The sequence below is a fragment of the Streptomyces sp. NPDC049687 genome, from assembly GCF_044465285.1.
In the GTDB taxonomy this organism is placed as follows: domain Bacteria; phylum Actinomycetota; class Actinomycetes; order Streptomycetales; family Streptomycetaceae; genus Streptomyces.
In genome coordinates, this window is the sequence record NZ_JBITLN010000007.1 from 295,896 (window position 1) to 319,721 (window position 23,826).

Below are 23,826 nucleotides of genomic sequence, written 5' to 3' on the forward strand. Positions count from 1 at the left end.
CCGCGCGCCGAGGACGAGACCAGCCCTGTCACCGGTGTACGAAATACCCTCGACGCCCCCCACCGTACTCCTGGCACCCTGGGCGCAGCCGCTTCCGGTGGCCGGCGACGTACGGTGGAAGTACCGAGGGCATCACGCACTCCGGCCGCCACGCCGGGTCGTCCTCGGCGAGAGACGAATCCGGGCCGCCCCCGTGGTCGGCGCGGAGACGGGTCGGCATCATGTCCGCCGCGGTCGAAGCGACTTGGCGCGAGTTCTGTGTGGCTGCGCGCCCCCGCCGGGGGGAGGCGTGATGCCCCTCTCCCGGCTGGACATCCATCGGCGCAACCGAGGCGAGCGGACGCTCGTCACGCTGGCCGGTGACATCGGACCGGCCACGACACCGCTGCTGAGGGCCGCGTTGGAGCAGTGTCTGCTGGACGGCGTCACCGTCATCGACGTCGATCTGACCACGGTCGGCTCCTGCGACGCCATGGGGTTGGACGTCTTCCTGTCGGCGTCACGGCGCGCCGGCCGGGTGCATGCCTCCCTGCTGCTGCACCACCCGTGCGCGCAGATCACCCGGCTCCTGACTGTCACCGGATCCGCCGCTCTGCTCACGAGCAAGGGGACACCGGTGCCCGAGGACCCCGCTCGTCGGTCGGATCAGCCGGTGCTCGAGGACGGGATCCGCCTTCGCCGGCTGAGCCGCTGGCAGGCCGAGGGGGTGCGTGAGGACATCGCCGACCTGGCCGCGGAGTCGGTCGCGGGGACCCCCCGCGAGGCGTACCACGACCGGGGAGACTTCCTGCGCCGCCTGGCGGTCGGTTCCCACCGCCCCGGTTTCGCGGTGCTGGTCGCCGAGACGACGGCGCTGGTGGGGTGCGCCTTCGGTTGTCCGGTGGGCCCCGGGGGTTCGGGGCGACAGGGGGTCGACGGAGCGCTCCAGGACAGCGTCCAACGGCTCACGTCCCAGGCGCGGTTCGTCGTCCTCACCCAGGTCGTGGCCCATCCGCACCCTCAGCGCCGCGACATCGCCCGCCGCCTGCAACAGCGTCTGCTCGCAGACCTGCGCTCCTCCCTCGGAGTCACTCTGCTCCATCCCGCCGACCGGGCGGGGCAAGCCGCCTTCTCGTCCTGGGGCTGGCAGAACATGGGAGAGGTCGTCGGACTGCCCGGTCCTGTCGCCCCCTGCCTGTTGATCCTGCCGGCGGACGGGCCGCCCCGCACCGGCCGCTGACCTCGCTCCGGCGACCTCGCTGCGGGCACTCGTCGGGAGCAGCCTCCGCGGACAGGCCGCAGGGAGCCAGCGGGAGGACCACGGCTCGGGTGAGACGCCCGCCGCCCACGGACGACGCGCGGACGACGCGGACCGCGCTCAAGGTCAGTCCGGCGGTACCTGCGCGCCTTCGGTGTCGATGAGGATCTGTTCCGCCTGGGTGATGTTGTCGGCCCGGACGGCCTGGGCCATCGCGGCGCGCGCGGCCTCGGGCGTCACGTGCGGCGGGATCACCAGCAGCGAGAACACGTCCTGGTCGCCGCGGGTGATCAGGACGGTGTCGTCGCCCACCGGGAAGGAGTCGATGCGCACCACCCGGTCGTCGACGACGATCCGCGTCGGGAGCCCTTCCCAGGCCGAGGTGTCCAGTCCGACCCGCGTGACAGGGCCGAGGTGGCCGGTGAGGGCACTCACCAGCGCGGGCAACTCGGCACCGATGTCGCGCGACCGCGGCCACCAGGCACCGTCGAGAACGCCTTCGCGCGACTCCGTGGTCTCCAGCCGGAGCAGCGCACACCCGGGCCGTACGGCCTCGTGAACGCCGCTGGGCAGATGCCGGGAAGCCGGCGTCGCGTCGGAGCCGCTCATGGGGATCACCCGTCTTCGGAATCGGCGCGATCACGGGACTCGCCCCGCCCCTCCCACGCTACTCCTCGTGCCACCGGCGCCGGTGTCTCCGGTCCCGGACGCGGACGCCCCGTACACACAACGGCTGCCCGGGGCGGTCCCGGCCGGCCCGCCCGCGCCCGGCGGACCGCCGCCCGTCACGGTGGCCGACGGCCGACGGTCGTGACCGGCCTACGGCCCCGTCGGCGAGGCGTCGGCCGAGCCCGGGGTGATCAGGGCGTCTCCGCGGTCACCCGCGCCGCCGAACCTCGGGAGTTGCGCGCACGCACGGGGTTGGTGGCGGAGTTGCTCACCCGTGTGAGGTCTCGGCTACGTCGACCGCTTCGGAGCCTTCGCGCCGCATCCGCTCAACTCCCCAGGCGCCGAGCGGCCCGAGCGCTTGATTGAGCGTGCGCCCGTGCTCAGTCAGGGAGTACTCCACCCGCGGCGGCACCTCGGCATAAACCTCTCGGTGCACGAGACCGTCTTGCTCCATCTCACGCAGGTGCTGCGTCAGCATCTTCTCGCTCACTCCCGGCAGACCGCGACGGAGCTCAGCGAAGCGGCGTACTCGATGGGTGTCGAGTTCCCAGAGGATCAGTCCCTTCCACTTGCCGCTCACCACGTCGAGCGCAGCGTCGATGCCGCAGATGTAAGGCCCGCATCTCGGCGCCTTGGCCATCTCTGATCCCCCTTACGAAAAGGTAAGTACCGCAGAAAATAGTAGGTACTTCCGAGAGTGGTGACGGTCTTCGAGCATGGAGGGGTGAATGAACGACAGAACCGAACCACCGGGCGAGACAGCGCTGTCACCGTGATCGGGCTTGGCCCGATGGGCCAGGCGATGACCCGCACCCTCCTCACCGCCGGCCACCCGGTCACCGTCTGGAACCGCACCACCAGTCGGGCCGACGGCGTCGTCGCCGACGGAGCAACGCTCGCGGCGACACCCAGTGAAGCGGTCGAAGCGAGTGACCTCGTGATCCTCAGCCTCACCGACTACCAGGCGATGTACGACATCGTCGGCAGCGCCACCGCATCGCTCGCCGGCCGGACGCTGGTCAACCTGAGCTCGGACACTCCCGACCGTTCACGCGAGGCAGCGACCTGGGCAGCGGGCCACGACGCCACCTTTCTCACCGGAGGTGTCATGGTCCCCGCGCCGATGGTCGGCACGGAGGCAGCCTATGTCTACTACAGCGGCCGCGACCAAGTGCTGGAGAGCCACCTGGCGGCGTTGACACTGCTGGGAACACCCAAGTATCTGGGCGAAGACCCGGGCCTCGCCCAAATGATGTATCAAGCCCAACTCGCGGTGTTCCTCACCACCTTGTCCGGACTGATGCACGCCACCGCGATGCTGGGTAACGCAGGAATGAAGGCCAAGGAGGCGCTGCCGGAGTTGCTCTCCTCCGCCGACTCGATCGGCGACATCCTGAGGGCTGGTGAGGAGAACCCCGGCACCGCGCTTGATGCCGGAGAACATCCCGGCGACCTCAGCACGGTCACCATGATGGGCGCGACGTCCGACCACATCGTCGATACGAGCATGTCACTCGGCCTCGACCTGGCGCTCCCCCGGGCCGTGCAGGCCCACTACCGGCGCGCGATCGAGAACGGACACGGCAGCGACAACTGGACCCGCATCATCGACAGCATCCGAGGACCGCGCTGACACGGCCGAGGGTGTAGAGGGATGACTAACGGCCGCCGCCCTGCTCGCCCGTGAGGGCTGGTTCGAGGTGTTCGGGCCGGCCCGCCGGAGGGTGGGGGGCGTCGGGCCGGCGGAAGAGCCTGCTGGGCCACCACATCCATCGGCCCACGTCCAGGGTGAGCGCGGTGACCAGCACCGAGCGGACGATCAGGGTGTCCAGGAGGACCCCGAAGGCGACCGCGAAGCCGAGCTCGGCCGCGAACACCAGGGGGAGGGAGGCCATCGCGGCGAAGGTGCCGGCCAGCACCAGGCCCGCCGAGGTGATCACGCCTCCGGTTGCGGACAGTCCCGTGAGCGCGGCGCGGCGGGTGCCGTGCAGCAGGGCCTCTTCGCGGACGCGGGTGACGAGGAAGATGTTGTAGTCGATGCCCAGGGCTACCAGGAACACGAACGTCAGGAGCGGGAAGGAGGCTTCCGCGCCGGCGAAGTGGAAGACGTGGTCGAAGACCAGGGCGCTCACGCCGAGGGCCGCTCCGAAGGACAGCACCACGGTCGCCATGAGCAGCAGGGGTGCGACGATCGCCCGCAGCAGCAGCGTGAGGACGAGGAACACGACGACCAGCACGATGGGGATGATGACCTCGGAGTCGCGGGCGGCGGCTTCCTGTGTGTCGAGGATGATCGCCGTGTTGCCGCCGACCCGGGCGTCCGCACCCTCGATCCGGTGGACCGCGGTTCTGGCCCGCTCGACGGTGCGCGTCGCGGCCGTACTGCTGGGGTCGTCCCGGAGCTCCCCCAGGATGAGGGCCTCCCCGCCCTTGGTCACGGGTGGCGAGACGTCGGCGACTCCTGGGACGCCGGACAGCGCGGTCCTCACCTTTTCCGCGGCGGCGGCCCTGGTCACGACGTAGAGGGGGTCGCCCGATCCGGCCGGGAAGTGCCGGGCCTGGATCTCCTCGCCGACGGCCGTCTGCGGCTTGCCGGTGAACTGGTCCTTGCTGGAGAGTCCGCCGGCCTCGAAGCCGAGCGCCCCGGTCGCCATGACGCCGAGGGCGAGCGCGGTACCGATCCACACGAGCCGCGGCCGGCCGGAGACGGCGGTGCCGACCCGCCTCCAGACGCCCTCCTCGGTCGCGTCGGCCGATCCGTACGACGGCCGCACCGGCCAGAAGATCCAGCGGCCGCAGACGACCAGCAGGGCCGGCATCAGGGTGACCATGGCGAGCAGCCCGACGAGGATGCCGACGGCACAGGCCGGGCCGAGCCCCTGGGTGGAGTTGAGGGTGGCCAGCATCAGCAGCATCAGGCTGACCGCGACGGTCGCGGCGCTGGCGACGATCGCGGGACCGGAGCGGCGCAGGGCCTCCGCCATCGCCTCGTGCCGGTCCTCGTGGCGCCGCAGCTCCTCCCGGTAGCGGGAGGTGAGGAGGAGGGCGTAGTCGGTGGCGGCGCCGAACACCAGCACGGTCAGGATGAAGCCGGTCTGTTTGTTGACGGTGAGTCCGGCGTGCTTCGCCAGCAGGTAGATCACCGCTTCCGCGGTGACCAGGGCGCCGCCCGCGGTCAGCAGCGGCAGCACGGGCAGCACGGGGCTGCGGTAGGTGAGCAGCAGGATCACCACCACCACCGCCGCGGTGATCGCGGTCAGGCCGCCTCCTCCGGCGAAGGCCTTGACCGAGTCGGAGGCGTGCCCGGCCGGTCCGGTGACGTGGAACCCGAGACCGTTCGTCCTCGCCTCACCGACCTCGGTCATCGCGTCGACGACCTTGCCGATCCCCTCCCAGCCCGTCTTGTCCTTGCGGACCTGGACCACGGTCTGGATGGCCTTGCCGTCCTGGGACCGCACCGGGCCCTGCGGCTGCCCGACGACGTTCTCGATGCCCTTGAAGGCTTCGGCGTCGGCTCGCGCCTTGGTCATGTCGGCGGGGGTGACGCCCCCGGACCGGTCGTAGACCACGATCGCGGGCAGGGTGTCGGCGGGCTGGAACCTTCCGGCCCGTTCGACGACCTTGGTCGATTCGGCGTTGCCGGGCAGCCAGGCCGAGTTGTCGTTCTGCTCGACGTCGCCGAGCCTGCCGGCCAGCATGAGCGCCGGGACCAGGAGGGCCGCCCAGAGGGCGAGCACGACCCAGCTGGCCACTCTGCCACTGGGCAGGGACGTCAGTTTCCGCACCATGTGGACTCCTCGGGTGTTCAGACGACGTGGGAGAGCTTGTCGGGATTGGCGACGGCGTAGATCCCGCAGACCTGGTCGCCGTCGGGGGTGAGGTCAAGGACGAGGACGGCGCAGGGGGTGTCGCCGGCGAACAGCAGCGCCGAGGGGGCGCCGTTGACGCTGCGGTAGGCGATGGTGAGGCCCTTGCCGGAGGCGGGGGCGACGGCGGCGAGCAGGCGGGCGACCTTGTCCCGGCCGTGCAGCGGCCGCAGGCCTCCCGCCGCCTTGCCCCCGCCGTCGCCCCACAGGGTCACCTCCGGCGCCAGGAGTTGCAGGAGGGCGTCCAAGTCGCCGCCGAGCGTGGCGGCCAGGAACCGTTCGGTCACCCGCTGCCGGACCTGCGGGTCGGGCTCGTAGCGGGGGCGTCGGGCGTGGACGTGCTCGCGGGCGCGGTGGGCGAGCTGGCGGATCGCCGAGGGGCTGCGGCCGAGGATGTCCGCGATCTCGGTGTGGGCGTAGCCGAACACCTCGTGCAGGACGAATACCCCGCGTTCCAGGGGGGTGAGGGTCTCCAGGACCACCAGCAGCGCCATCGACACCGACTCGGCGCGCACCACCGCGTCGGCGGCGTCGTCGGGGGCCGGGGTGTCGGTGAGGGGGCCGACGAGCGGTTCGGGCAGCCACGGGCCGACGTAGGTTTCCCGGCGGCGGCTGACGGTGGCCTGGTGGGCGAGGGCCCGGTTCACCGCGATGCGGACCAGGTAGGCGCGCGGGTTGTCGATCGGCTCCGCGCTCGACGACCGGTTTCTGCTCGTCCACGACAGCCAGGTCTCCTGCACCACGTCCTCGGTGTCGGCGACGCTGCCGAGCATGTTGTAGACGATGGAGAACAGCAGCTCACGGTGGTCGTGGAACACCTGGGTCGCGGTGTCGGACATCGTGGGGCCTCCCGGTCGCGGATGCGTTCCGAACTGAGAGGGATCCGGGCACCGGAAGTGTGACACCGACTCCCGGAGTGTGGTTCACATCACACTTTGGTGGTCGATGTCCCTTCCCGGTGCCCTGCCCCGTCGGCTCAGGCGCCCACGTACGCCGCCAGGTGTTCGCCCGTCAGGGTGGAGCGGGCGGTGACGAGGTCGCAGGGGGTGCCCTCGTAGACGATGCGGCCGCCGTCGTGGCCGGCGCCGGGGCCGAGGTCGACGATCCAGTCGGCGTGTGCCATGACCGCCGGGTGGTGCTCGACGACGATGACCGACTTGCCGGAGTCGACCAGGCGGTCGAGGAGGCCGAGGAGCTGTTCGACGTCGGCGAGGTGGAGGCCGGCGGTCGGCTCGTCGAGGACGTACACACCGCCCTTGTCGGCCATGTGCGTGGCCAGCTTGAGGCGCTGGCGCTCGCCGCCGGAGAGGGTGGTGAGCGGCTGGCCGAGGCCGAGGTAGCCGAGGCCGACGTCGGAGAGCCGGCCGAGGATGCGGTGCGCGGCCGGGGTGCTCGCCTCGCCGGTGCCGAAGAACTCCTCCGCCTCGGCCACCGGCATCGCCAGCACCTCGCTGATGTCGCGCCCGCCGAGGCGGTACTCGAGGACCGCCGCCTGGAAACGCCGGCCCTCGCACTCCTCGCAGGTCATGGCGACGCCGGCCATCATCGCCAGGTCGGTGAAGACGACCCCGGCGCCGTTGCAGGTGGGGCAGGCCCCCTCGGAGTTGGCGCTGAAGAGGGCCGGCTTGACGCCGTTGGCCTTGGCGAAGGCCTTGCGGATCGGGTCGAGCAGTCCGGTGTACGTCGCCGGGTTGCTGCGTCGCGAGCCGCGGATCGGCGCCTGGTCCACCGAGACCACGCCCTCGCCGGGCGGGATCGAGCCGTGGATCAGCGAGCTCTTGCCGGATCCCGCGACGCCGGTGACGACGACCAGCACGCCGAGCGGGATGTCCACGTCGACGTTCTGGAGGTTGTGGGCGGTGGCGCCGCGGATCGCGAGCTTTCCGGTGGGGGTGCGCACCGTGGGTTTGAGCGAGGCGCGGTCGTCGAGATGGCGGCCGGTGACGGTGTCGCCGGCCCGCAGCCCCTCGACGGAGCCCTCGAAGCAGACGGTTCCGCCCGCCGTACCGGCGCCGGGTCCGAGGTCGACGACGTGGTCGGCGATCGCGATCACCTGCGGCTTGTGCTCGACGACGAGCACCGTGTTGCCCTTGTCGCGCAGCCGCAGCAGCAGCTCGTTCATCCGCTGGATGTCGTGGGGGTGCAGGCCGGTGGTGGGTTCGTCGAAGACGTACGTGGTGTCGGTGAGCGAGGAGCCGAGGTGGCGGACCATCTTGACGCGCTGGGCCTCGCCGCCCGAGAGGGTGCCCGCGGGGCGGTCGAGGGCGAGGTAGCCGAGGCCGATCTCCGCGAACGAGTCGAGGGTCTGCCCCAGCGCGGTGAGCAGCGGCGCCACCGACGGCTCGGTGAGGCCGCGGATCCAGTCGGCCAGGTCGCTGATCTGCATCGCGCAGGCGTCGGCGATGCTGATGCCCCGGATCTTCGACGAGCGGGCCCCCTCGCTGAGGCGGGTGCCGTCGCAGTCGGGGCAGACGGTGAAGGTCATCGCCCGCTCCACGAAGGCGCGGACGTGCGGCTGCAGCGCGTCGACGTCCTTGGACAGCATCGACTTCTGGATCTTCGGTATGAGCCCTTCGTACGTCAGGTTGACGCCGTCCACCTTGATCTTGGTGGGCTCCTTGTGGAGGAGGTCGTGCAGTTCCCTCTTGGTGTACCTGCGGATCGGCTTGTCCGGGTCGAAGAAGCCGCAGCCCCTGAAGATGCGGCCGTACCAGCCGTCCATGCTGTAGCCGGGGATCGTCAGCGCGCCCTCGTTGAGCGACTTGCCGTCGTCGTACAGCTGGGTCAGGTCGATGTCGGTGACCGAGCCGCGGCCCTCGCAGCGCGGGCACATGCCGCCGGTGCGCGAGTAGGTCGCCTTCACCGCCTTCTGTGCGCCGCGCTCGACCGTGATCGCGCCGCTCGCCCGGACCGAGGCGGTGTTGAAGGAGTAGGCGCTGGGCGGGCCGATGTGCGGTTCGCCGAGCCGGCTGAAGAGGATGCGCAGCATCGCGTGGGCGTCGGTGGCGGTGCCGACCGTGGAGCGGGGGTCGGCGCCCATCCGCTGCTGGTCGACGATGATCGCGGTGGTCAGCCCTTCGAGTACGTCGACCTCGGGGCGGGCCGGCGTCGGCATGAAGCCCTGGACGAACGCGCTGTACGTCTCGTTGATCAGGCGCTGCGACTCCGCGGCGATGGTGCCGAACACCAGGGAGCTCTTGCCGGATCCGGAGACGCCGGTGAACACCGTCAGGCGGCGCTTCGGGATCTCTACGCTGACGTCCTTGAGGTTGTTCACGCGTGCGCCGTGCACACGGATCAGATCGTGACTGTCGGCGACATGCGGTTCGACGGTGATGGCCATGCGGCTCACGCTACGGGCCGGGGGCCCGCTTTCGCTTCTCCGTTCCTGACCGGCCGGGTGTGGATCTTGGCGTGGCAGGCGGGGATGCCGGCGCCCTCGTCGTGGCCGCGGGCCCGGTACGCGCTCGGGCTCTCGCCGACCAGTTCGGTGAACCGGGAGCTGAACGACCCCAGCGAGGTGCAGCCGACGGCGAAGCAGACCTCCGTGACCGTCAGGTCGCCCCGCCGCAGCAGCGCCTTGGCCCGCTCGATGCGGCGCGTCATCAGGTAGCTGTACGGCGTCTCCCCGAAGGCGGCGCGGAAGCTGCGGGAGAAGTGGCCCGGCGACATGAGGGCGACGCGCGCCAGCGCCTGGACGTCGAGCGGCTTCGCGTACTCGCGGTCCATCAGGTCACGGGCCCGGCGCAGCCGGACGAGGTCCTCCAGCGTCACACGACCACCCTCCCACAGGCCCGGCGACACTGAGCACGGATCCTTTCCGATGTGTATCTTCGTCCTGATATCTGGCGAAATCGTCACTTGCCGTGGCGCCGAGCTCGGGAGGCCCCCATCGCCGGGACGAAGTCGGAGGACGGCTCCGGGCCGGCGTCGGGAAGTCAGCCCCGGGAAGCCGACGTGCTGCGGGACATGCTCCGTCGGCCGGAGTACCGCAAGGCGCTGGTGTTCTGCGGGCTGATCGGCATTCCGGTGGCGCTGATCGCGTTCTGGTTCCTCGTGGCGCTCCACCAGCTGGAGCAGCTGATCTGGACGGACTGGCCCAAGGACCTGGGCTGGGAGCGGGCTCCCTGGTGGTGGGGGCTTCCGCTGCTGACGGTGGCCGGGGTGGTCGTCGCTCTGGTGGTCGCCAGGCTTCCCGGGCGGGGCGGGCACATCCCGGCGGGCGGGCTGCACGCGGGCGGGCCCACCAAGGAGGCACTGCCCGGTGTCCTCGTCGCCGCGCTGGTCGGCCTGCCGCTCGGGGTCGTCCTGGGTCCCGAGGCGCCGCTGATCGCCCTGGGCGGCGGTCTGGCGCTGCTGTTCGCGAGCCTGGTGCGGGCGCCGCAGACCGAGGCGAGCACGGGGTTGCTCGGCGCGGCCGGGGCCGCGGCGGCCATCTCGGCGCTCTTCGGCAACCCGGCGGTGGGAGCCGTCCTCCTGATGGAGGTGGCCGGGGTGGGCGGGCCGCAGCTGTTCGCGGTGATGCTGCCGGCCCTGCTGGCCAGCGGAGTCGGGGACCTGATCTTCACCGGGTTCGTCCACTGGACCGGCCTGGAGACCGGGAGCCTGGACATCGGCCTGCCCAAGCCGCCGCCGCTGGACTGGGGGGACGTGCTGTGGGTGCTGCTGCTGGCGCCGGCCCTCGCGTTCCTGGTGCACTGGGTGTTCGTGGGCGGGAGGTTCGTGGCCGGCTTCGTGACGACCCGGACCGTACGGAACACCACCCTGTGCGCGCTGGGGGCGGGGGGCTGCGTCACCCTCTACGCGGTCGCCACCGGCCGTTCGCCGGCCGAGGCCGCCCTGTCCGGGGAGACCGCCCTGGGCGAGCTGGCGCGGGATCCGCACGCCTGGTCGGTGGGCGCCCTCGTCGCGGTGCTGGTCTTCAAGGGCCTCGCCTACGCGCTCTGCCTGGGCAGCCTGCGCGGTGGCCCCGTCTTCCCCGCGCTGTTCCTGGGCGGGGCGGCCGGTGTCCTGCTGGCGCCGCTGCCCGGGCTCGGCCTGGTGCCGGCGATGGCGGCCGGGATGGCGGCGTCGGTGACCGCGGCGCTGCGGCTGCCCGTGAGCAGCGTGGTCCTGGTCGTGCTCCTGCTGGGCAACGTGGACACCGTGGCACTGGTGGTGCTGGCCGCCGTGATGTCGTTCGTCGTGGCCCAGCTGCTGCCGCAGGGTCCGTCCATCCCGGCGTTCGGCGAGCGGCCGCCCGGCCGAGCGCGTCGTCCGGGGGCGACGCGGCCATGATGAGCGACGGGTGGGTGAACGCCTGCGGGTAGTCGCCCGGTTGCTCGCCGCCGGGCCCATGCTCGGCGATGGGCGGGTAGCGGTCGGTGGCACGGCCTTCCTCAGGCCGCTTCGGCGGGGACCCGGCCCGCCGCGATGGCGTCCAGGAGGGCCTGGTGGTCCTTCTCGTTCTGGTCGGCGTACAGCTCGGCGAAGGTCACCAGCGCGCGGTCGAAGGCGTCGCCGCCGCCCAGGTAGGCGGCGATCGCGATCCGGTCGCCCGACCGGGCGTGGGCGCGGGCCAGGGTGGCGCCGCACAGCTGCCCGAACAGGGTCATCCGCTTCGGCGACATGTTCTCCGTCACGGCGATGCCCTTCCAGTCGCGCAGCTGACGGACGTAGAAGTCCCGGCGGCGGCCGTCGATGCCCGTGACGCGTTCCCAGCCCAGGAAGATGTCGCTGGTCGCCTGCATCAGCCGCTGCCCGGCGACCACCCGCTCGCCCTGGGTGCGGAACCCGCCGGGGCCGGCGTAGGGCGCCAGCACCGACTCGTCGGCCTCCTTCGCCTGCAGGAACAGCGGGTCCTCGTCGTCCCGGCCGAGCAGCAGCACGATCCAGCAGCGGGTGCCCACGCTGCCCACCCCGACGACCTTGCGGGCGACGTCGACGACGCGGTAGCCCTCCAGCAGGAACCGGCGGTCGGACTGCAGGGACTGCCCGTACCGCTCGACGAGCCGGCTGATCTCCCTCTCCAGCGCCCCGGCCTCGGCCCCCGGCAGCAGGTCGTGGAGCCGGACCAGCAGCGGCGGGTCGTTGGCGATCAGGCGCTTCCCGCCGACGACGTGGGTGAGTTTGTCGAAGACCTGCACCGTGTCGCGCCCGCGGGCCCGCTCCCGGGCCTCCTCCCAGCGCTCGCGGTTCCTGGCCCCGATCTCCGGCGCGAACTGTCTCTGCAACTCGTCCGCCTCGAAACGGGTGTACCAGACCTCGAGATTGCCCATCCCGGCGAAGGACCGCATCCAGGTCCGGTACGACCGCACGGCCGCCCGCACCACCGCCGCCCGCTCCTTGCCGCCGAAGCCGTTCGCCCGGCCCGCGATGACGAGGCTGGCCGCCAGCCGCTTGACGTCCCACTCCCACGGCCCCGGCAGCGTCTCGTCGAAGTCGTTGATGTCGAACATCAGCCGGCGTTCCGGCGAGGCCAGCAGCCGGAAGTTCAGCAGGTGCGCGTCACCGCAGAGCTGGGCCCGGATGCCGGTGCGGGGGGTCTCGGCGAGGTCCGCGGCCATGATGGCGGCGGCGCCGCGATAGAAGCGGAACGGCGACTCGCTCATCCTGCCGTAGCGGATCGGCACGAGTTCGGGGACCCGCCTCGCCGACTGCGCCTCGATGACGTCCACCGGGTGGGTGCGCTTGGGCGGCGCGATGAACTCGGCGTGCGCGGACCTCGGAACGGCGGACCGGGCGGCCCTGCCGCGCTCGGCGCGTTCCTTCGGGGTGCGGTGGCGCACGTCATGTCCGGTGGGGTTGCTGTCGCTCATGTGCAGGCCGCCCGTCCTCGGGTCATTCCGGTGGTGAACTGGTCGGCCGCGGTCCGTCTTCCAACGTATCCCCGGGCGGTGACCCCGGCGACTCGGCCGGCCCCGGTACGCCCAGGTGCCGCGCCGCCCAGGGTTCCCGGGCGACGACCGCGCCCGCGGTGACGCACAGGGTCACGACCACGCACAGCGAGATGAGCCAGGACAGCAGCGTGAAGACCGCGCCCAGCGAGCCGTACTTCTCCAGACTGCGGTTGAGGACCCGGGGCACGTACACCGTGGCGGTGGAGGTGAGGACGGTCAGCGCCGCTCCGGTCAGCAGCGCGCCCGGCAGCAGTGGCAGCCACGGCACGCGTGCCGCGAGCAGCAGGTGCTGGGTCCACCACCACATGCCGACCTCGGCGGTCAGCAGGAGCGGCAGCCCCAGCCACGGCCCGAGGCCGAAGCCGTTCCGCAGGCTCCCCTGCAGTCCGATCATGACCAGCCAGGCCGCGAGCCAGGCCACCCAGCGCCACGCGGCCAGCCGCGCGCTCGCCCTGGTCAGGCTCCAGGCGCGCTCGCAGAGCCGCTGCATGGCACGGCTGCACGCGGTCGCCGAGACCAGCACCATCAGCACGCCGACGACGCCGGTGGTCTGGCGCAGTTCGTCATCGGTCCCGCCGGCCTGGAAGGCCTTCTTCAACTCGGCGTCCGCGCTGCCGGACAGGCCGAAGACGTGGTGCAGCGAGCTGACGAACTGGTCCCGCAGCTCCTGCGGGGCGATGGAGGCCACCACGAAGATCAGGGGGACCGCCGTGAGGAACGTCTGGGCGGCCAGCCGGGTCGCCGAGTCGAGCACGTTCACGGAGATCAGGTGCGACATGAGATGCGTGATCAGCGGGAACCTGGTCTCGGCCCTGGTCCGCAGGCCGAGCAGCCGGGACCGCACCGAGGCGGCCCGCCCGCGTCGCCGGTCCCGCCACCGCCGCCGCGGGCGGCCCCCGTCGGCCCCTGTGCCTGGCTGCATGCCGGCGGCGTGGCCGTCAGGCCGGTCCCGGTTCGTCCTCGGGACCCGTGTCCAGGAATTCACGGATGCCGAAGGCGGCCAGCACGATCACGGCCGTCCAGATCACGACCGCCGTCGTCGGATAGCTCCAGGTGAACAGGACGATCGCGGCCACCAGCAGGATCGCCGCCCCGATCCACGTCTTGAAGCGGTGCACGAACCGGCCCACCGGGCCGAGCCGCAGTCCCGCCGAGGCGGCCACGTCCCGCCCCGCGCCGATGCCCTTGGCGAAGAAGTGACGGGTGAACACGGCGATCCGGGACGGCCCGACGAAGAACGCGCCGAGGGCCGTGACCAGGGCCAGTGCCCCGACCGCCCGCACGCTGGAGCGCAGGAACCGCACCAGCGCGTCGTAGACGGCGCCCGCGGCGTCCTCGTTCGTGTCCGGCGGCAGGTGGTCCAGGTACACCGCGCGGAAGACGGCGAGGACCACGCCGAGCAGCACCATGGCGAGGAAGACGCCGATCGCGGCCCCGATCACCGCCCGCCGGCGATGGGACGCCACGTAGACGCCCGCGGCGGCGATCAGCACCGCGATGATCGGCAGCCAGTTGCCGACGATCTCCAGCACCCTCAGATACGACTTGATCTCGCCGACGTCCTTGCCCTCGACCACGACGAACTGCGTGTGGACCTCCGGGATCTTCGAGGCCACCGCCAGCCCGGAGTCGACCAGCCGGTCCTTCACCTGGGCCACGATGGGCCCGACGTCGATGGCGACCTGGTTGCCCTTCAGCTGCACGGCGCTGTCGGAGCTGCCCGTCAGCGCCTTGTCCACGGCGTCGTGGGCCCTGCGGTTCGCGTCCGTCCAGACCGTCTCGAAGGCCTGGCTGGAGACCACGCGCAGCACGGTGCTGCTCACCAGCTCCTTCAGACCGCTCGTGATGGGGCCGTCCAGGTCGTCGACGAGATCCGCGACCCTGGGCGGCACTCCCTGCTGCTTCGCCGCGTCGCTCAGCTGCGCGACCAGCCCGTCCACGTCGATCTGCTTGATGACGGCGTCGGTGACCCTGCTGGTCACGGCCTGCTGCACATCGGGATCGGACGCCAGTGGCGCCACGGTGGCGACGTAACGGTCGGTGTCCCGGACGATGCTGTTCGCCCAGACCGCGACCACCGCGAGCAGGGCCAGCACGGACGCCAGAATGATCAGCAGGACCGAGCCCAGCGCGCGCAGCCGGTGCTTGGGCTCGTGCCGGGCGCTCTCCAACTCGTTCACCCGGCGCCGCAGTTCCTCCAGCTCACCGTCCGGCCGCCGCTCCGGCGGGGGTGCGTCGCTGTCCGTCATGTCTCCGAGAAGATCCCGGCGTGGGCCGCGCGGCGAGCGGAGAAGGGCCGATGGGGTGACCCGCGCGCCGGCCGGCACCGGGTGCGACGGCCCCTCTCCGGTGATGCAATGGCAGTCAGGGGGTCCACGAGCACCAGAGGTGACCACCGTGAGCGAGCAATCCGACGCAATGGGACCCATCGACTACGTGGTCGTGGAGTTCCCCGGCAATCGCATGACGGGAGAGGGCTTCCCGCTGCTGGTCGATCTGGTGGACCGCGGCATCATCCGCATCCTGGACCTGATGTTCATCGGGAAGGCCGAGGACGGCACGGTGTCCGCCCTGGAGATCGCCGACCTCACCGGTGACGGTCACCTCGACCTCGCCGTCTTCGAGGGCGTCCACTCCGGCCTACTGGGCCAGGACGACCTGGAGGAGGCCGCCGCGGCCATCGAACCCGGAAACTCCGCCGGTCTGCTGATCTACGAGAACCTGTGGGCCGCGCCCTTCGCCGCCGCCCTGCGGCGCGGCGGCGCGGAGCTGGTCGCCTCCGGACGCCTGCCCGTGCCGGCCGTCCTCGCCTCCCTCGAAGCGGCCGAGACGGCCTCCTGAGGGAGCGCCGGAGGGGTCCCTGAGCGGGTTTCCGCAGCGGGTTCCTGAGGTGGGCTCAGCCACCGCCGCCGACGACGGAGTAGCTGAGCCACGGGGACTGGCCGGGCGTGAACTCGACGGACGTCTGCGTGGCGAGGTAGAAGCTCTCGCCGCCGGTCTGGCCGCTCTGGTCGTCGCCGGCCTTCGTCAGCATGCAGTCCTCGTTGGCGTACAGACGGATGTCGTCGACCGTGTAGTTGGTCACCCGGTGGGCGCCGCCCGGCATGCGGTGGCATCCCTCGTCGGACGGGCTCTGGATCCTCACCACCCGCTTGGCCGGGGTCGTGTACTCGAGCGTGCCCATGGCCGCGTGCTCCGTACAGCCCGCGACGACGAGCACGAGAACGACGGCTCCGGCCCGCCGGCCGGCACGGCTACGACAGATCATGGCGACGGGTCCTCGTCTGTGCGGGGAAGGTCAGCGGGAAGCCTGGGCCTCTTCCGCCCAGGCTGCCGTGACCGGCGGTCCACGTCATCCGGGGCGCGACCAGTCGGCTGAATCCGGGAAGGCGCCCGGCGGTGACGACCGCCCCACGCGTTCCGAGAACGGTGGCCGCCCGGACGTCGACGACGTAATTCACCACGAAGAGGAAAGGCGATCGGCGCGACGGTACGAATTCCACCCGCCCAACGAAATACCGGCGGGACACGACGTCCCGCCGGCGCGCGCCCCGGCGGCACGTGCGGGTGGCCTCCGGGGCAGAACGGTGCAATTCCGTGATTCAGACCCTGGCGTCCCTGCTGGGCCCGACGCACAGCGCCCACATCACGAAACCGTCGATGACGATCAGCATGACGGCCCAGAAGGGGTACCAGGGCAGCCACGCGAAGTTTGCGATCATGGACAGTCCGGCCAGGGCGATACCGACGACGCGCGCCCACATGGACCCGCTGAACAGGGCGATGCCCGCCAGGGTCACCACGATGCCGAGAACGAGGTGCAGCCAGCCCCAGCCGGTGAGACTCCACTGGAAAGTGAAATTCCTGGTCGCGACGAACACGTCGTCCTCGGCGATGGCGGCTATTCCCTCGAATATCGCCATGACGCCGCCGAACACCATCATGATCGCGGCGAACAGCGTCCAGCCGGACACCGCCATTCCCCCGCGAGCAGTGGTACGCGACATTCCTGAGCCGTGCGTGGCCATTTCGAACTCCTTCGACTCGGCAAACACACGACACCAGCCTCGCACGAATTACGCCGACCGGCAGATCAGCGGGAACCATGGTGCAATGGAGGGGATATCCCGGGGTGAGAGGAGATCGCCATGCCGGGTCTTCTTCGAGGAGTCGCCCGCACCGCGGTCGTCGCGGGCACGGCGACCGCCGTCTCCAACAGAGTGTCACGCCGCCAACAGGGCCGCTGGGCCGCCCAGCAGCCCTCCTACCAGGAACCCCAGGCCCGCCAGGAGCCCCAGGCCTACCGGGAACCCCCACAGGCCGCGCCCCTGACCGACGACATGAGCAACAAGATCGACCAACTCAAGCAGCTCGGCGAGCTCAAGGCCCAAGGCGTGCTCACCGACACGGAGTTCGAGGAACAGAAGCGCAGACTGCTCGCCTGAGGACGGACCCGCCGCCGCGTACGATCGGCCGATGCCACCCACCCCGGCCGTCCCCCCGGTCGTACTCCGGGCCGACGCGACTTCCGCCGCTCCCGCCCTCGCCCTCCGGCCCTGGCGCGCCACGGACGTCGCCGCGCTGACCGAGGTCTTCCGGGATCCCGTACTGCGCCGCCGGGTCGGTGTGCCCGCGGCCGACGCGGCCGGCATCGGGCGATGGATAGAGGCTCAGCGGCGGGACTGGGAGGCCGGCGAGCGGTTCGGCTTCGCCGTCGTCGAAGCCCCGCACGGCCCGGCCGAGGGCCGGTTGCTGGGCCACTCGGTGCTCAAGGAGGTCGCGCCCTGCAGGTCGAGCGCCGAGGTGGGCTATTGGACCGCCGCCCACGCGCGCGGAAGAGGCGTGGCCCCGCGCGCCCTTGAGACCCTCACCCGCTGGGCGTTCGACACCTTCGCGGAGACCGGGCTGAATCGCCTCGACCTCCTTCACCAGGTCGACAACGAGGCGTCCTGCCGGGTGGCCGAGAAGGCGGGCTACACCTTCGACAGCACCCTGCCCGCCGCCCCGCCCGCCTTCCCGCTGGACGGCCACCTCCACGTACGTGACGTCACCGGTCCGTCACAGCTCGTCATTCGCTAGAACCGTTCGCCCTGCCCGCCTGTCGACGTAGGCGTGGGCCGGCGAGGACCGGCCCGGAGCGACTTCGGGGGGACGACCATGCGGTACGGGAACGGCATGCGCAGGACGGCGGCGGTGACGGTCGCGGCCCTGGCCGCTCTGGTGGTGACCGGGTGCGAGCCCGGTGGGGGCGACACGGGGGCGGAGCCGGTGGGCTCGGCTCCGGCGTCGGGAGGTGCGCCCGTCTGCCCCGTCGACGCTCTCGAGGCCAGTGCCCGGCAGGCCGCCGAGCGGCCGGACGGGACCGGGACGGGAGCCGCGGTCGTGGAGTTCGTCAATGTCTCCGGCACGCCCTGCGTCCTGAAGGGACACCCGACGGTCGCGGGCGCGGGCAACGGCTCCCCGGACCGCAACTCCCCGCTGAAGGTGACGGCCACCGGCACGGCGACCCCGGTGACGGTGCAGCCGGCCGGCAGGGCGTGGGTGAAGCTGACCTTCGTACAGGTCCAGGGCGAGGCCGACGGCTACTGCGAGTCGGGGGCGGATCCGGTGACGTATCCGACGCTGGTCGTGGGACTGCCCGGCTCGGGGGCGCACCAGGTCGCCCTGGACGACGGGCTGTTCGCCGAATGCGACGACACGGTGGCCGCCACCCCCGTGTCCGCGGTCGAGCCCGCGTGACGGAGCCGCGGGTGGCTTGCGGACCCCGCGGGCCCCGCCGCCGACAGACGAAGCCCACTGTGGAAAACACTCCCCCTAGGGCGTGACCTTCGAGGGTTCCGGTCGGCTGCCCGGGCGGGCCGCCAGGGCCAACGCCACCGTCGCGCCCGCCGACGTCACCGCCATCACCGTCATCGCGACGGCCGGGGAGATGAGTTGGGCGACCGAGCCCGCCACCGCCGCTCCCACCCCCTGCATCGTGAGCATGCCCGCCGAGTGCAACCCCAGGGCGTGGCCGCTGAGTTCGGACGGTGTGAGGGACATCAGGCGTTCCTGCTGGACCAGGCTCGCGCCGAAGCCGACGGAGGCGAGGGTCGCGCAGACGGCGACGACGGGCAGGGCGGGGTGCAGGGCGAAGAAGGCGTAGGGGATGGCCAGGAGCAGCAGGAGAGGGGTCGCCGCACGGGCCCGTACGGCCGGCGGGAGCAGCCGGCCGACCGTCACGTCACCCGCCAGCATCCCCAGCGCCGCGCACGCGAACAGGGTGCCCGCCGCGTCGGGGGCGTACGGCACGAACAGGGCCTCGCAGCCGACGACCAGGCCGTTGGGGACCCAGAGGCCCAGATAGGTGAGGCGGCGGGGGCGGGAGGACCACAGGACGGCGTTGGCGCGCCAGGTGGCCGCGGCCGAGGGGCGGCCGGCGGCGCGCGGCGGACGGGCGGCCAGACCGAGGCGGGCCGTGGCCGCGGCGACGGCGTGCAGCAGGGCGGCGAGCAGGAGGGCGCGGCGCGGGGAGAGGACGGTCACCAGGGCGCCGCCGGCCCCGTAACCGCCGATCTGCGTCAGCCCGTTCATGATGTTGAACAGCGAACGGCCCGGCAGGTAGCCGTCCTTGGTGAGGATCTCGTTCAGCAGGCCCCAGCGGACGCCTCCGCCGAGGGCGGCGACCAGCCCTTGGAGGAGTACGACGGCGAAGACGCCGTACACCGGCAGCCCGGGCAGGGCCAGGACGGCCGTGGCGGTGGCGAAGGCGAGGGAGAGCCCCGTGAGGGCGGTGCGCGCGGGCAGCCGGTCGGCGCCCGACAGCAGCACGGTCGCGCCCACCACCTGGGCGAGCGAGGGGCCGAACATGCTCACCGCCGAGAGCAGCGGCGAGTCGGTGGCCCGGTAGACGAGCGTGCCGAGGGCGAGTCCGGCCACCGTCTGGGCGCCGGTGTGGGCGGCGGAGGAGAGGAAGAGCGGGGTGAACTCGGGGGTGCGGAAGAGTTGTCGGTAGCTGGGCATGGGCGGAGTCTCGGGCGGCCCCGGACGGGGTGGTTATTGTTTCGCGGGCGTGCGAAACGTCGTGGCGGAAGTCGTCCGCGAACAGGGGGGCGTCATGGGCTGGTGGCAGATCAACGCGGACACCCTGGCCCGCAGCCGGTTCGTGCTCTCGCCGCTCGCCGAGGCCTTCGCGAGCCTGAAGCTGCTGCAGTGCGGCGTGGCGGCCCACCTCGGTGAGCAGGAGTGGCTGCGCGCCCATCTGCCCGCCTACCGGGCGGCGCTGGCGGCCGACCCGGTGACCGCGCTCCTCGTCCGCGCCGGACTCGGACGGGGCTGGATCGCCGACTTCCTCACCCCGACACCGCGCGACGGCGAGAGCTTCGCGGACGGCGTGGCCCGGGTACGGGCGGCCGACCCGGCGCACGCCCGCGCGCATCTGCGGATGTCCCTCGCCGGCCCGCTGCCCGCCGCCCTGGACCGCGACGACCTGCCCGAGCGGGCGGCCGCGCTGTTGGAGTACGTGTGGGAGGCGACCGTACGGCCGACCTGGGAGCGTCGGCGGCACATCCTGGAGGCCGATGTCGTCGCGCGGACCGCGCAGGTCAGCCGGGGCGGCTGGGCGGCCGTGCTCGATTCCCTTCGGCCGGGGACGCGGTGGCTCGGGGAGAACCGGTTCCAGGTCAATCTGCAGGAGTACCCGCCCCGCGAGATCTCCGGTGCCGAGCTGGTCTTCGTACCGGTGACTCCGGAGGCCGGGTGGGTGTCGTGGGAGGGCCGGGAGCGGTATGCCGTCGTCTACCCGTGCGCGGGCGCACTGGCCGGGGACCACCGGGAACGGCCCGTACCGGCGGCGCTGAGCGCCCTGCTGGGACGGACCCGCGCCGCTGTCCTGGTGCTGCTCGGCCAGGGCCCTCTGAGCACGAGCCACCTGGTCGCCCTGACCGGCCAGACGCTCGGTTCGGTGGGCCGGCACCTGCGGGTCCTCCTGGACGCGGGGCTGGTGGAGCGGCGCCGGGCCGGGCGGTCGGTGCTGTACTCCCGGACGGGGGCGGGTGAGGTACTGGTGGGCGCGTCGGGCCCCGGAACACACCCGGTTCATCCGCCGGAGTTAGCATCCGCGCATGACTACTGATGCCGTGTCCTCCTCTCCCCTCGCCGTCGAGATCGGTGCTCTCAAGGGCGGCTCCGCCGAGCTGTCGCAGTACGCGGGCCAGGTCGTGCTGGTCGTGAACGTGGCCTCGAAGTGCGGTCTGACCCCGCAGTACACGGGTCTGGAGCGGCTCCAGGAGCGGTACGCCGCCCAGGGCTTCACCGTGCTCGGCGTGCCCTGCAACCAGTTCCTCGGGCAGGAGCCCGGCAGCGCCGAGGAGATCGCGGAGTTCTGCTCGGCGACGTACGGCGTGACCTTCCCGCTGACCGAGAAGGTCGAGGTGAACGGGGAGGGCCGGCACGCCCTGTACGACCGCCTCGTCGGCTTCGCGGACGCGGAGGGCCACGACGGCGACATCCGCTGGAACTTCGAAAAGTTCCTGATCGGCCGCGACGGATCCGTCGTCGCCCGCTTCTCCCCCCAGACCGAGCCGGAGACGGCGGACCTCGTCACCGCGATCGAGACCCAGCTCGGCCAGAACGTGTCTTGACCCTGCCCCTGGGGCAAGGCGGAGTCTCCTCGTCGCCGGGTGCCAGAGGGCACCCGGCGACGGAGGATGACCAGGTGGACGTACGGGACGACGACGAACTGCTCACCATCGGCGCGTTCGCCGCGCGGGCCCGTCTGTCGGCGAAGGCACTGCGGCTCTACGACCGGCTGGGCCTGCTGGCCCCCGCCCGGGTCGACGAGGTCAGCGGCTACCGCTACTACCGTGCCGGCCAGGTGGACCGCGCCCGGCTGGTGGCGATGCTGCGGCAGCTCGACATGCCGCTGGCACGGATCGCCGAGGTGGTCGACACGGCCGACGGGGCCGAGGCAGGGAACCGGCTCGCCGCCTACTGGGCGGGGGTCGAGGCCCGTTTCGCCGCCCAGCGCACGCTCGCCGCATACCTCCGTGGCCGACTGTCGGGGAGGAGCTCCGAGTTGTACGAGACGTTCGAGATCGAGACGGTTGAGGTGCCGGCGCAGGTGATCGTCACCGAGACCCGGCACACCCTCGCGGACGAACTGCCCGCCTGGATCCCCGCGTCACTGGGGCGGCTGGAGGAGGCGGCCGAGCAGTGCGGGGGCACCACCGGCGCACCGTTCGTCGTCTACCACGCCGAGGTGTCGATGGAGAGCGACGGCCCGGCCGAGACCTGCGTGCCCGTCGCCGACGAGGCGGCGGCCCGGGCGTGGGTGGCCGCGCAGGGCCGGGCACGGCAGCTCCGGGTGCGGGTGGAACCGGCCCGGCGGCTGGCGTACACCCGCATCGGCAAGGCACAGGTCGCGCATCCGCAGATCGTCGCCGCCTTCGAGGCGGTGGAGGCGTGGATGAGGCGGGAGGGCTGGGAGTACGACGGCCCGTGCCGCGAGATTTACTTCGCCGACTGGAACGCGGCGGGCCCCGAGGACCCGGTGTGCGACGTGGCGTTCCCGGTGAAGCGGGTCTGAGAAAGGCCAAGCCCTCTCGGCCGGGACGGCGATCCAGTCGAGAGGGCCCTGCGGGTGGTGCGTGACGTCCGGCCTGCAACGCGTCAGGCGCGCTCGAAGGCCCCCCGGCTCACCTCCGCCACGAAGGCGTTCCACGACTGTGCGGGGAACGCGAGAGTGGGGCCCTCGGGAACCTTGGAGTCCCGGACCGCCAGCGCCGACGTGATGGGCGACCTGACCTCGACGCACGCGCCCTGAGCGGTCGAGTAGGAGGACTTCGTCCAGGCGTGTGCGGCACCTTGCAGGATTGCCATATTATCTCCGCTTGCGAATCGTCGAGTAGCTGTCACCGCACCGCAGCCCGCAACCGGAACCTACAGTTTGGTTTGCGCCAGGACCGTGTGTTCCTTGGCTTGATCGACGCTACTCGCGAACACCTCCAGACGGAGCAGGCATTCACTCGACCGGATGGCATATTCCAGGTGGGTCTTCCCTACGGACGTGCCGAAGGTGTACCTTTCCGCCCCACTCATCGGGCAAGGTCAGCGCGCGTACTCTTTCGCGACGTTGAGGATGAATTGACGGGACTGGTCCACATTCAGCGCCTGTGCCCGGAGATGCTCGTACATCACGCTGTACTTCTGGACGTCGAGAGCCTTCTCCAGATACAGGTCGCTCGTCACGCCCTCGATGTACACCACGCTGGCGTCGGCGGTGTCGGCGAACTCAAGGATCGCGTACTGGCCGGTGATCCCGGTGTGCGCGCCCATCTCGAACGGCAGCACCTGCACGGTCACATGGGGCTGCTGCATCATGTCGACGACGTACTCCAACTGCTCACGCATCACGTTCCGGTCGCCGACCACCCGCCGCAGAGCCGCCTCGTCCAGCACCACCCACAGACGGAGCGGATTCTCCTCGGCGCTGATTCGTTCCTGCCGTCGCATCCGGACCTGAACGCGCTTCTCGACCTCCTCCACCGAGTTCTCGGGCGAACCGCCCCGCACGATGGCCTCGGCATACGCCCGCGTCTGGAGCAACCCGGTGACGACCTGGGGCTCGTAGACCCTCAGCGACTGCGCATCCGTCTCCAGGCCGATGTAGATGCTGTACGGGATGTCGCCGAACGCATGCCACCACCCCTGCTGGCGCGAGTCCTTCGCCATCTCCATCAGCGAATCGACGATCCGCTGGTCCTGGACCTCGTACACCCCGCAAAGGTCGCGCACATCGCGCTGGCTGATGCTGCGCCGGCCGTTCTCCAGGCGGCTGATCTTCGACTGGGAGACAAGAAGGCGCTCCGCGACCTGCTCGGCCGTCATGCCCTTGTCCTCGCGGAGTTTGCGCAACTCCTGGCCCAACCGGCGTCGCCTGACCGTGGGATTGACATTGGACGTCACGGGACGCGCACCTCCGGCTGCATGCCTGTAATTGACACTTTGCGTATCTGCTGTTGAGCAGACTGCCACCCAGGTGCTTCGTACCGCTGGAAAACGGTGGATACGCGGCCGGTACACGCCAGTTCGGGTCACCCACCACTACAACGCGCGAACCGCGTCCCGGTCGCGGCGCCCCCTCCGGTGCGCCCCGTGACATGCGTCCGCGCGGGGCGGTGACAGTTCACCGCCCCGC

At 71.5% G+C, this 23,826-nt stretch carries 24 protein-coding genes; 10 read left to right on the top strand and 14 right to left on the bottom strand.

The window, feature by feature from the left end:
• Positions 1-292 precede the first annotated feature (292 nt).
• Positions 293-1,219, top strand: coding sequence for an STAS domain-containing protein (locus ACIBVL_RS22995; RefSeq protein ID WP_399099145.1), 927 nt, complete (start codon positions 293-295; stop codon positions 1,217-1,219).
• A gap of 144 nt (positions 1,220-1,363) precedes the next feature.
• On the opposite strand, the gene ACIBVL_RS23000 is transcribed toward ACIBVL_RS22995, so the two are convergent.
• Positions 1,364-1,846 (bottom strand): DUF5994 family protein, encoded by a 483-nt coding sequence (locus tag ACIBVL_RS23000; protein WP_399099147.1) that lies wholly within the window; start codon positions 1,844-1,846, stop codon positions 1,364-1,366.
• Positions 1,847-2,174: 328 nt separating this feature from the next.
• Positions 2,175-2,546, bottom strand: a complete 372-nt coding sequence (locus ACIBVL_RS23005; protein ID WP_399099149.1) for a winged helix-turn-helix transcriptional regulator — start codon at positions 2,544-2,546, stop codon at positions 2,175-2,177.
• 84 nt (positions 2,547-2,630) lie between these two features.
• On the opposite strand from ACIBVL_RS23005, the gene ACIBVL_RS23010 reads away from it, so the two are divergent.
• Positions 2,631-3,539 carry an NAD(P)-dependent oxidoreductase gene (locus tag ACIBVL_RS23010; protein ID WP_399099151.1) on the top strand — a complete coding sequence of 303 codons (909 nt, stop codon included), beginning with the start codon at positions 2,631-2,633 and terminating at the stop codon, positions 3,537-3,539.
• Between the two features lie 25 nt (positions 3,540-3,564).
• Here the strand turns inward: ACIBVL_RS23010 and ACIBVL_RS23015 are convergent, their stop codons facing one another.
• From ACIBVL_RS23015 to ACIBVL_RS23030, 4 genes are all read right to left on the bottom strand, one after another.
• Positions 3,565-5,694 (bottom strand): MMPL family transporter, encoded by a 2,130-nt coding sequence (locus tag ACIBVL_RS23015; protein ID WP_399099153.1) that lies wholly within the window; start codon positions 5,692-5,694, stop codon positions 3,565-3,567.
• 17 nt (positions 5,695-5,711) lie between these two features.
• Positions 5,712-6,611 carry an RNA polymerase sigma factor SigJ gene (sigJ, locus tag ACIBVL_RS23020; RefSeq protein ID WP_399099155.1) on the bottom strand — a complete coding sequence of 300 codons (900 nt, stop codon included), beginning with the start codon at positions 6,609-6,611 and terminating at the stop codon, positions 5,712-5,714.
• Between the two features lie 137 nt (positions 6,612-6,748).
• Positions 6,749-9,115, bottom strand: a complete 2,367-nt coding sequence (locus ACIBVL_RS23025) for an ATP-binding cassette domain-containing protein (RefSeq protein WP_399099157.1) — start codon at positions 9,113-9,115, stop codon at positions 6,749-6,751.
• Between the two features lie 5 nt (positions 9,116-9,120).
• Positions 9,121-9,546, bottom strand: coding sequence for a helix-turn-helix transcriptional regulator (locus tag ACIBVL_RS23030; RefSeq protein ID WP_399099159.1), 426 nt, complete (start codon positions 9,544-9,546; stop codon positions 9,121-9,123).
• 195 nt (positions 9,547-9,741) lie between these two features.
• On the opposite strand from ACIBVL_RS23030, the gene ACIBVL_RS23035 reads away from it, so the two are divergent.
• On the top strand, positions 9,742-11,049 hold the full coding sequence (locus tag ACIBVL_RS23035) for a chloride channel protein (protein ID WP_399099161.1): 1,308 nt from the start codon (positions 9,742-9,744) through the stop codon (positions 11,047-11,049).
• A gap of 101 nt (positions 11,050-11,150) precedes the next feature.
• Here the strand turns inward: ACIBVL_RS23035 and ACIBVL_RS23040 are convergent, their stop codons facing one another.
• From ACIBVL_RS23040 to ACIBVL_RS23050, 3 genes are read right to left on the bottom strand one after another with little or no spacing between them, the layout of a single operon-like run.
• Positions 11,151-12,569 (bottom strand): DUF2252 domain-containing protein, encoded by a 1,419-nt coding sequence (locus ACIBVL_RS23040; RefSeq protein ID WP_399099163.1) that lies wholly within the window; start codon positions 12,567-12,569, stop codon positions 11,151-11,153.
• A 22-nt stretch (positions 12,570-12,591) separates the two neighbouring features.
• On the bottom strand, positions 12,592-13,572 hold the full coding sequence (locus ACIBVL_RS23045) for a YhjD/YihY/BrkB family envelope integrity protein (RefSeq protein WP_399099165.1): 981 nt from the start codon (positions 13,570-13,572) through the stop codon (positions 12,592-12,594).
• 16 nt (positions 13,573-13,588) lie between these two features.
• Complete coding sequence (locus ACIBVL_RS23050; RefSeq protein WP_399099167.1) at positions 13,589-14,899, bottom strand: hypothetical protein; 1,311 nt, start codon at positions 14,897-14,899, stop codon at positions 13,589-13,591.
• A gap of 169 nt (positions 14,900-15,068) precedes the next feature.
• Between ACIBVL_RS23050 and ACIBVL_RS23055 the strand changes: the two genes are divergently transcribed.
• A complete protein-coding gene (locus ACIBVL_RS23055; RefSeq protein WP_399099516.1) occupies positions 15,069-15,491 on the top strand; it encodes a DUF6325 family protein in 423 nt (140 codons plus the stop codon).
• Positions 15,492-15,546: 55 nt separating this feature from the next.
• On the opposite strand, the gene ACIBVL_RS23060 is transcribed toward ACIBVL_RS23055, so the two are convergent.
• Entirely contained in the window at positions 15,547-15,918 is a 372-nt protein-coding gene (locus ACIBVL_RS23060; RefSeq protein WP_399099169.1) for a hypothetical protein, read from the bottom strand.
• Positions 15,919-16,252: 334 nt separating this feature from the next.
• Positions 16,253-16,630 carry a hypothetical protein gene (locus ACIBVL_RS23065; protein WP_399099518.1) on the bottom strand — a complete coding sequence of 126 codons (378 nt, stop codon included), beginning with the start codon at positions 16,628-16,630 and terminating at the stop codon, positions 16,253-16,255.
• 168 nt (positions 16,631-16,798) lie between these two features.
• On the opposite strand from ACIBVL_RS23065, the gene ACIBVL_RS23070 reads away from it, so the two are divergent.
• The 3 genes from ACIBVL_RS23070 to ACIBVL_RS23080 all read left to right on the top strand — a co-directional run bounded on the left by ACIBVL_RS23070 (position 16,799) and on the right by ACIBVL_RS23080 (position 18,389).
• The gene (locus ACIBVL_RS23070) at positions 16,799-17,095 is read left to right on the top strand and encodes an SHOCT domain-containing protein (RefSeq protein ID WP_399099170.1); all 297 of its coding nucleotides are present in this window, start codon (positions 16,799-16,801) and stop codon (positions 17,093-17,095) included.
• Between the two features lie 31 nt (positions 17,096-17,126).
• The gene (locus tag ACIBVL_RS23075) at positions 17,127-17,729 is read left to right on the top strand and encodes a GNAT family N-acetyltransferase (protein ID WP_399099172.1); all 603 of its coding nucleotides are present in this window, start codon (positions 17,127-17,129) and stop codon (positions 17,727-17,729) included.
• A 78-nt stretch (positions 17,730-17,807) separates the two neighbouring features.
• Positions 17,808-18,389, top strand: a complete 582-nt coding sequence (locus ACIBVL_RS23080; protein ID WP_399099174.1) for a DUF4232 domain-containing protein — start codon at positions 17,808-17,810, stop codon at positions 18,387-18,389.
• A gap of 75 nt (positions 18,390-18,464) precedes the next feature.
• On the opposite strand, the gene ACIBVL_RS23085 is transcribed toward ACIBVL_RS23080, so the two are convergent.
• Positions 18,465-19,652 carry an MFS transporter gene (locus ACIBVL_RS23085; protein ID WP_399099176.1) on the bottom strand — a complete coding sequence of 396 codons (1,188 nt, stop codon included), beginning with the start codon at positions 19,650-19,652 and terminating at the stop codon, positions 18,465-18,467.
• A gap of 94 nt (positions 19,653-19,746) precedes the next feature.
• On the opposite strand from ACIBVL_RS23085, the gene ACIBVL_RS23090 reads away from it, so the two are divergent.
• The 3 genes from ACIBVL_RS23090 (at position 19,747) to ACIBVL_RS23100 (ending at position 22,215) form a co-directional block, all read left to right on the top strand.
• Entirely contained in the window at positions 19,747-20,763 is a 1,017-nt protein-coding gene (locus ACIBVL_RS23090) for an ArsR family transcriptional regulator (RefSeq protein ID WP_399099520.1), read from the top strand.
• Positions 20,753-21,271: a glutathione peroxidase gene (locus ACIBVL_RS23095; protein ID WP_399099178.1), complete on the top strand. Its 519-nt coding sequence runs from the start codon at positions 20,753-20,755 to the stop codon at positions 21,269-21,271. The genes ACIBVL_RS23090 and ACIBVL_RS23095 overlap by 11 nt, the downstream gene beginning before the upstream one ends.
• 74 nt (positions 21,272-21,345) lie before the next feature.
• Entirely contained in the window at positions 21,346-22,215 is an 870-nt protein-coding gene (locus ACIBVL_RS23100) for a MerR family transcriptional regulator (protein WP_399099180.1), read from the top strand.
• An 83-nt stretch (positions 22,216-22,298) separates the two neighbouring features.
• Here ACIBVL_RS23100 and ACIBVL_RS23105 read toward each other — a convergent pair whose 3' ends face one another.
• Both ACIBVL_RS23105 and ACIBVL_RS23110 read right to left on the bottom strand, forming a co-directional pair.
• Positions 22,299-22,508, bottom strand: a complete 210-nt coding sequence (locus ACIBVL_RS23105) for a DUF397 domain-containing protein (protein ID WP_399099182.1) — start codon at positions 22,506-22,508, stop codon at positions 22,299-22,301.
• A gap of 228 nt (positions 22,509-22,736) precedes the next feature.
• A complete protein-coding gene (locus tag ACIBVL_RS23110) occupies positions 22,737-23,594 on the bottom strand; it encodes a helix-turn-helix domain-containing protein (RefSeq protein ID WP_399099184.1) in 858 nt (285 codons plus the stop codon).
• Between the last annotated feature and the right edge of the window lie 232 nt (positions 23,595-23,826).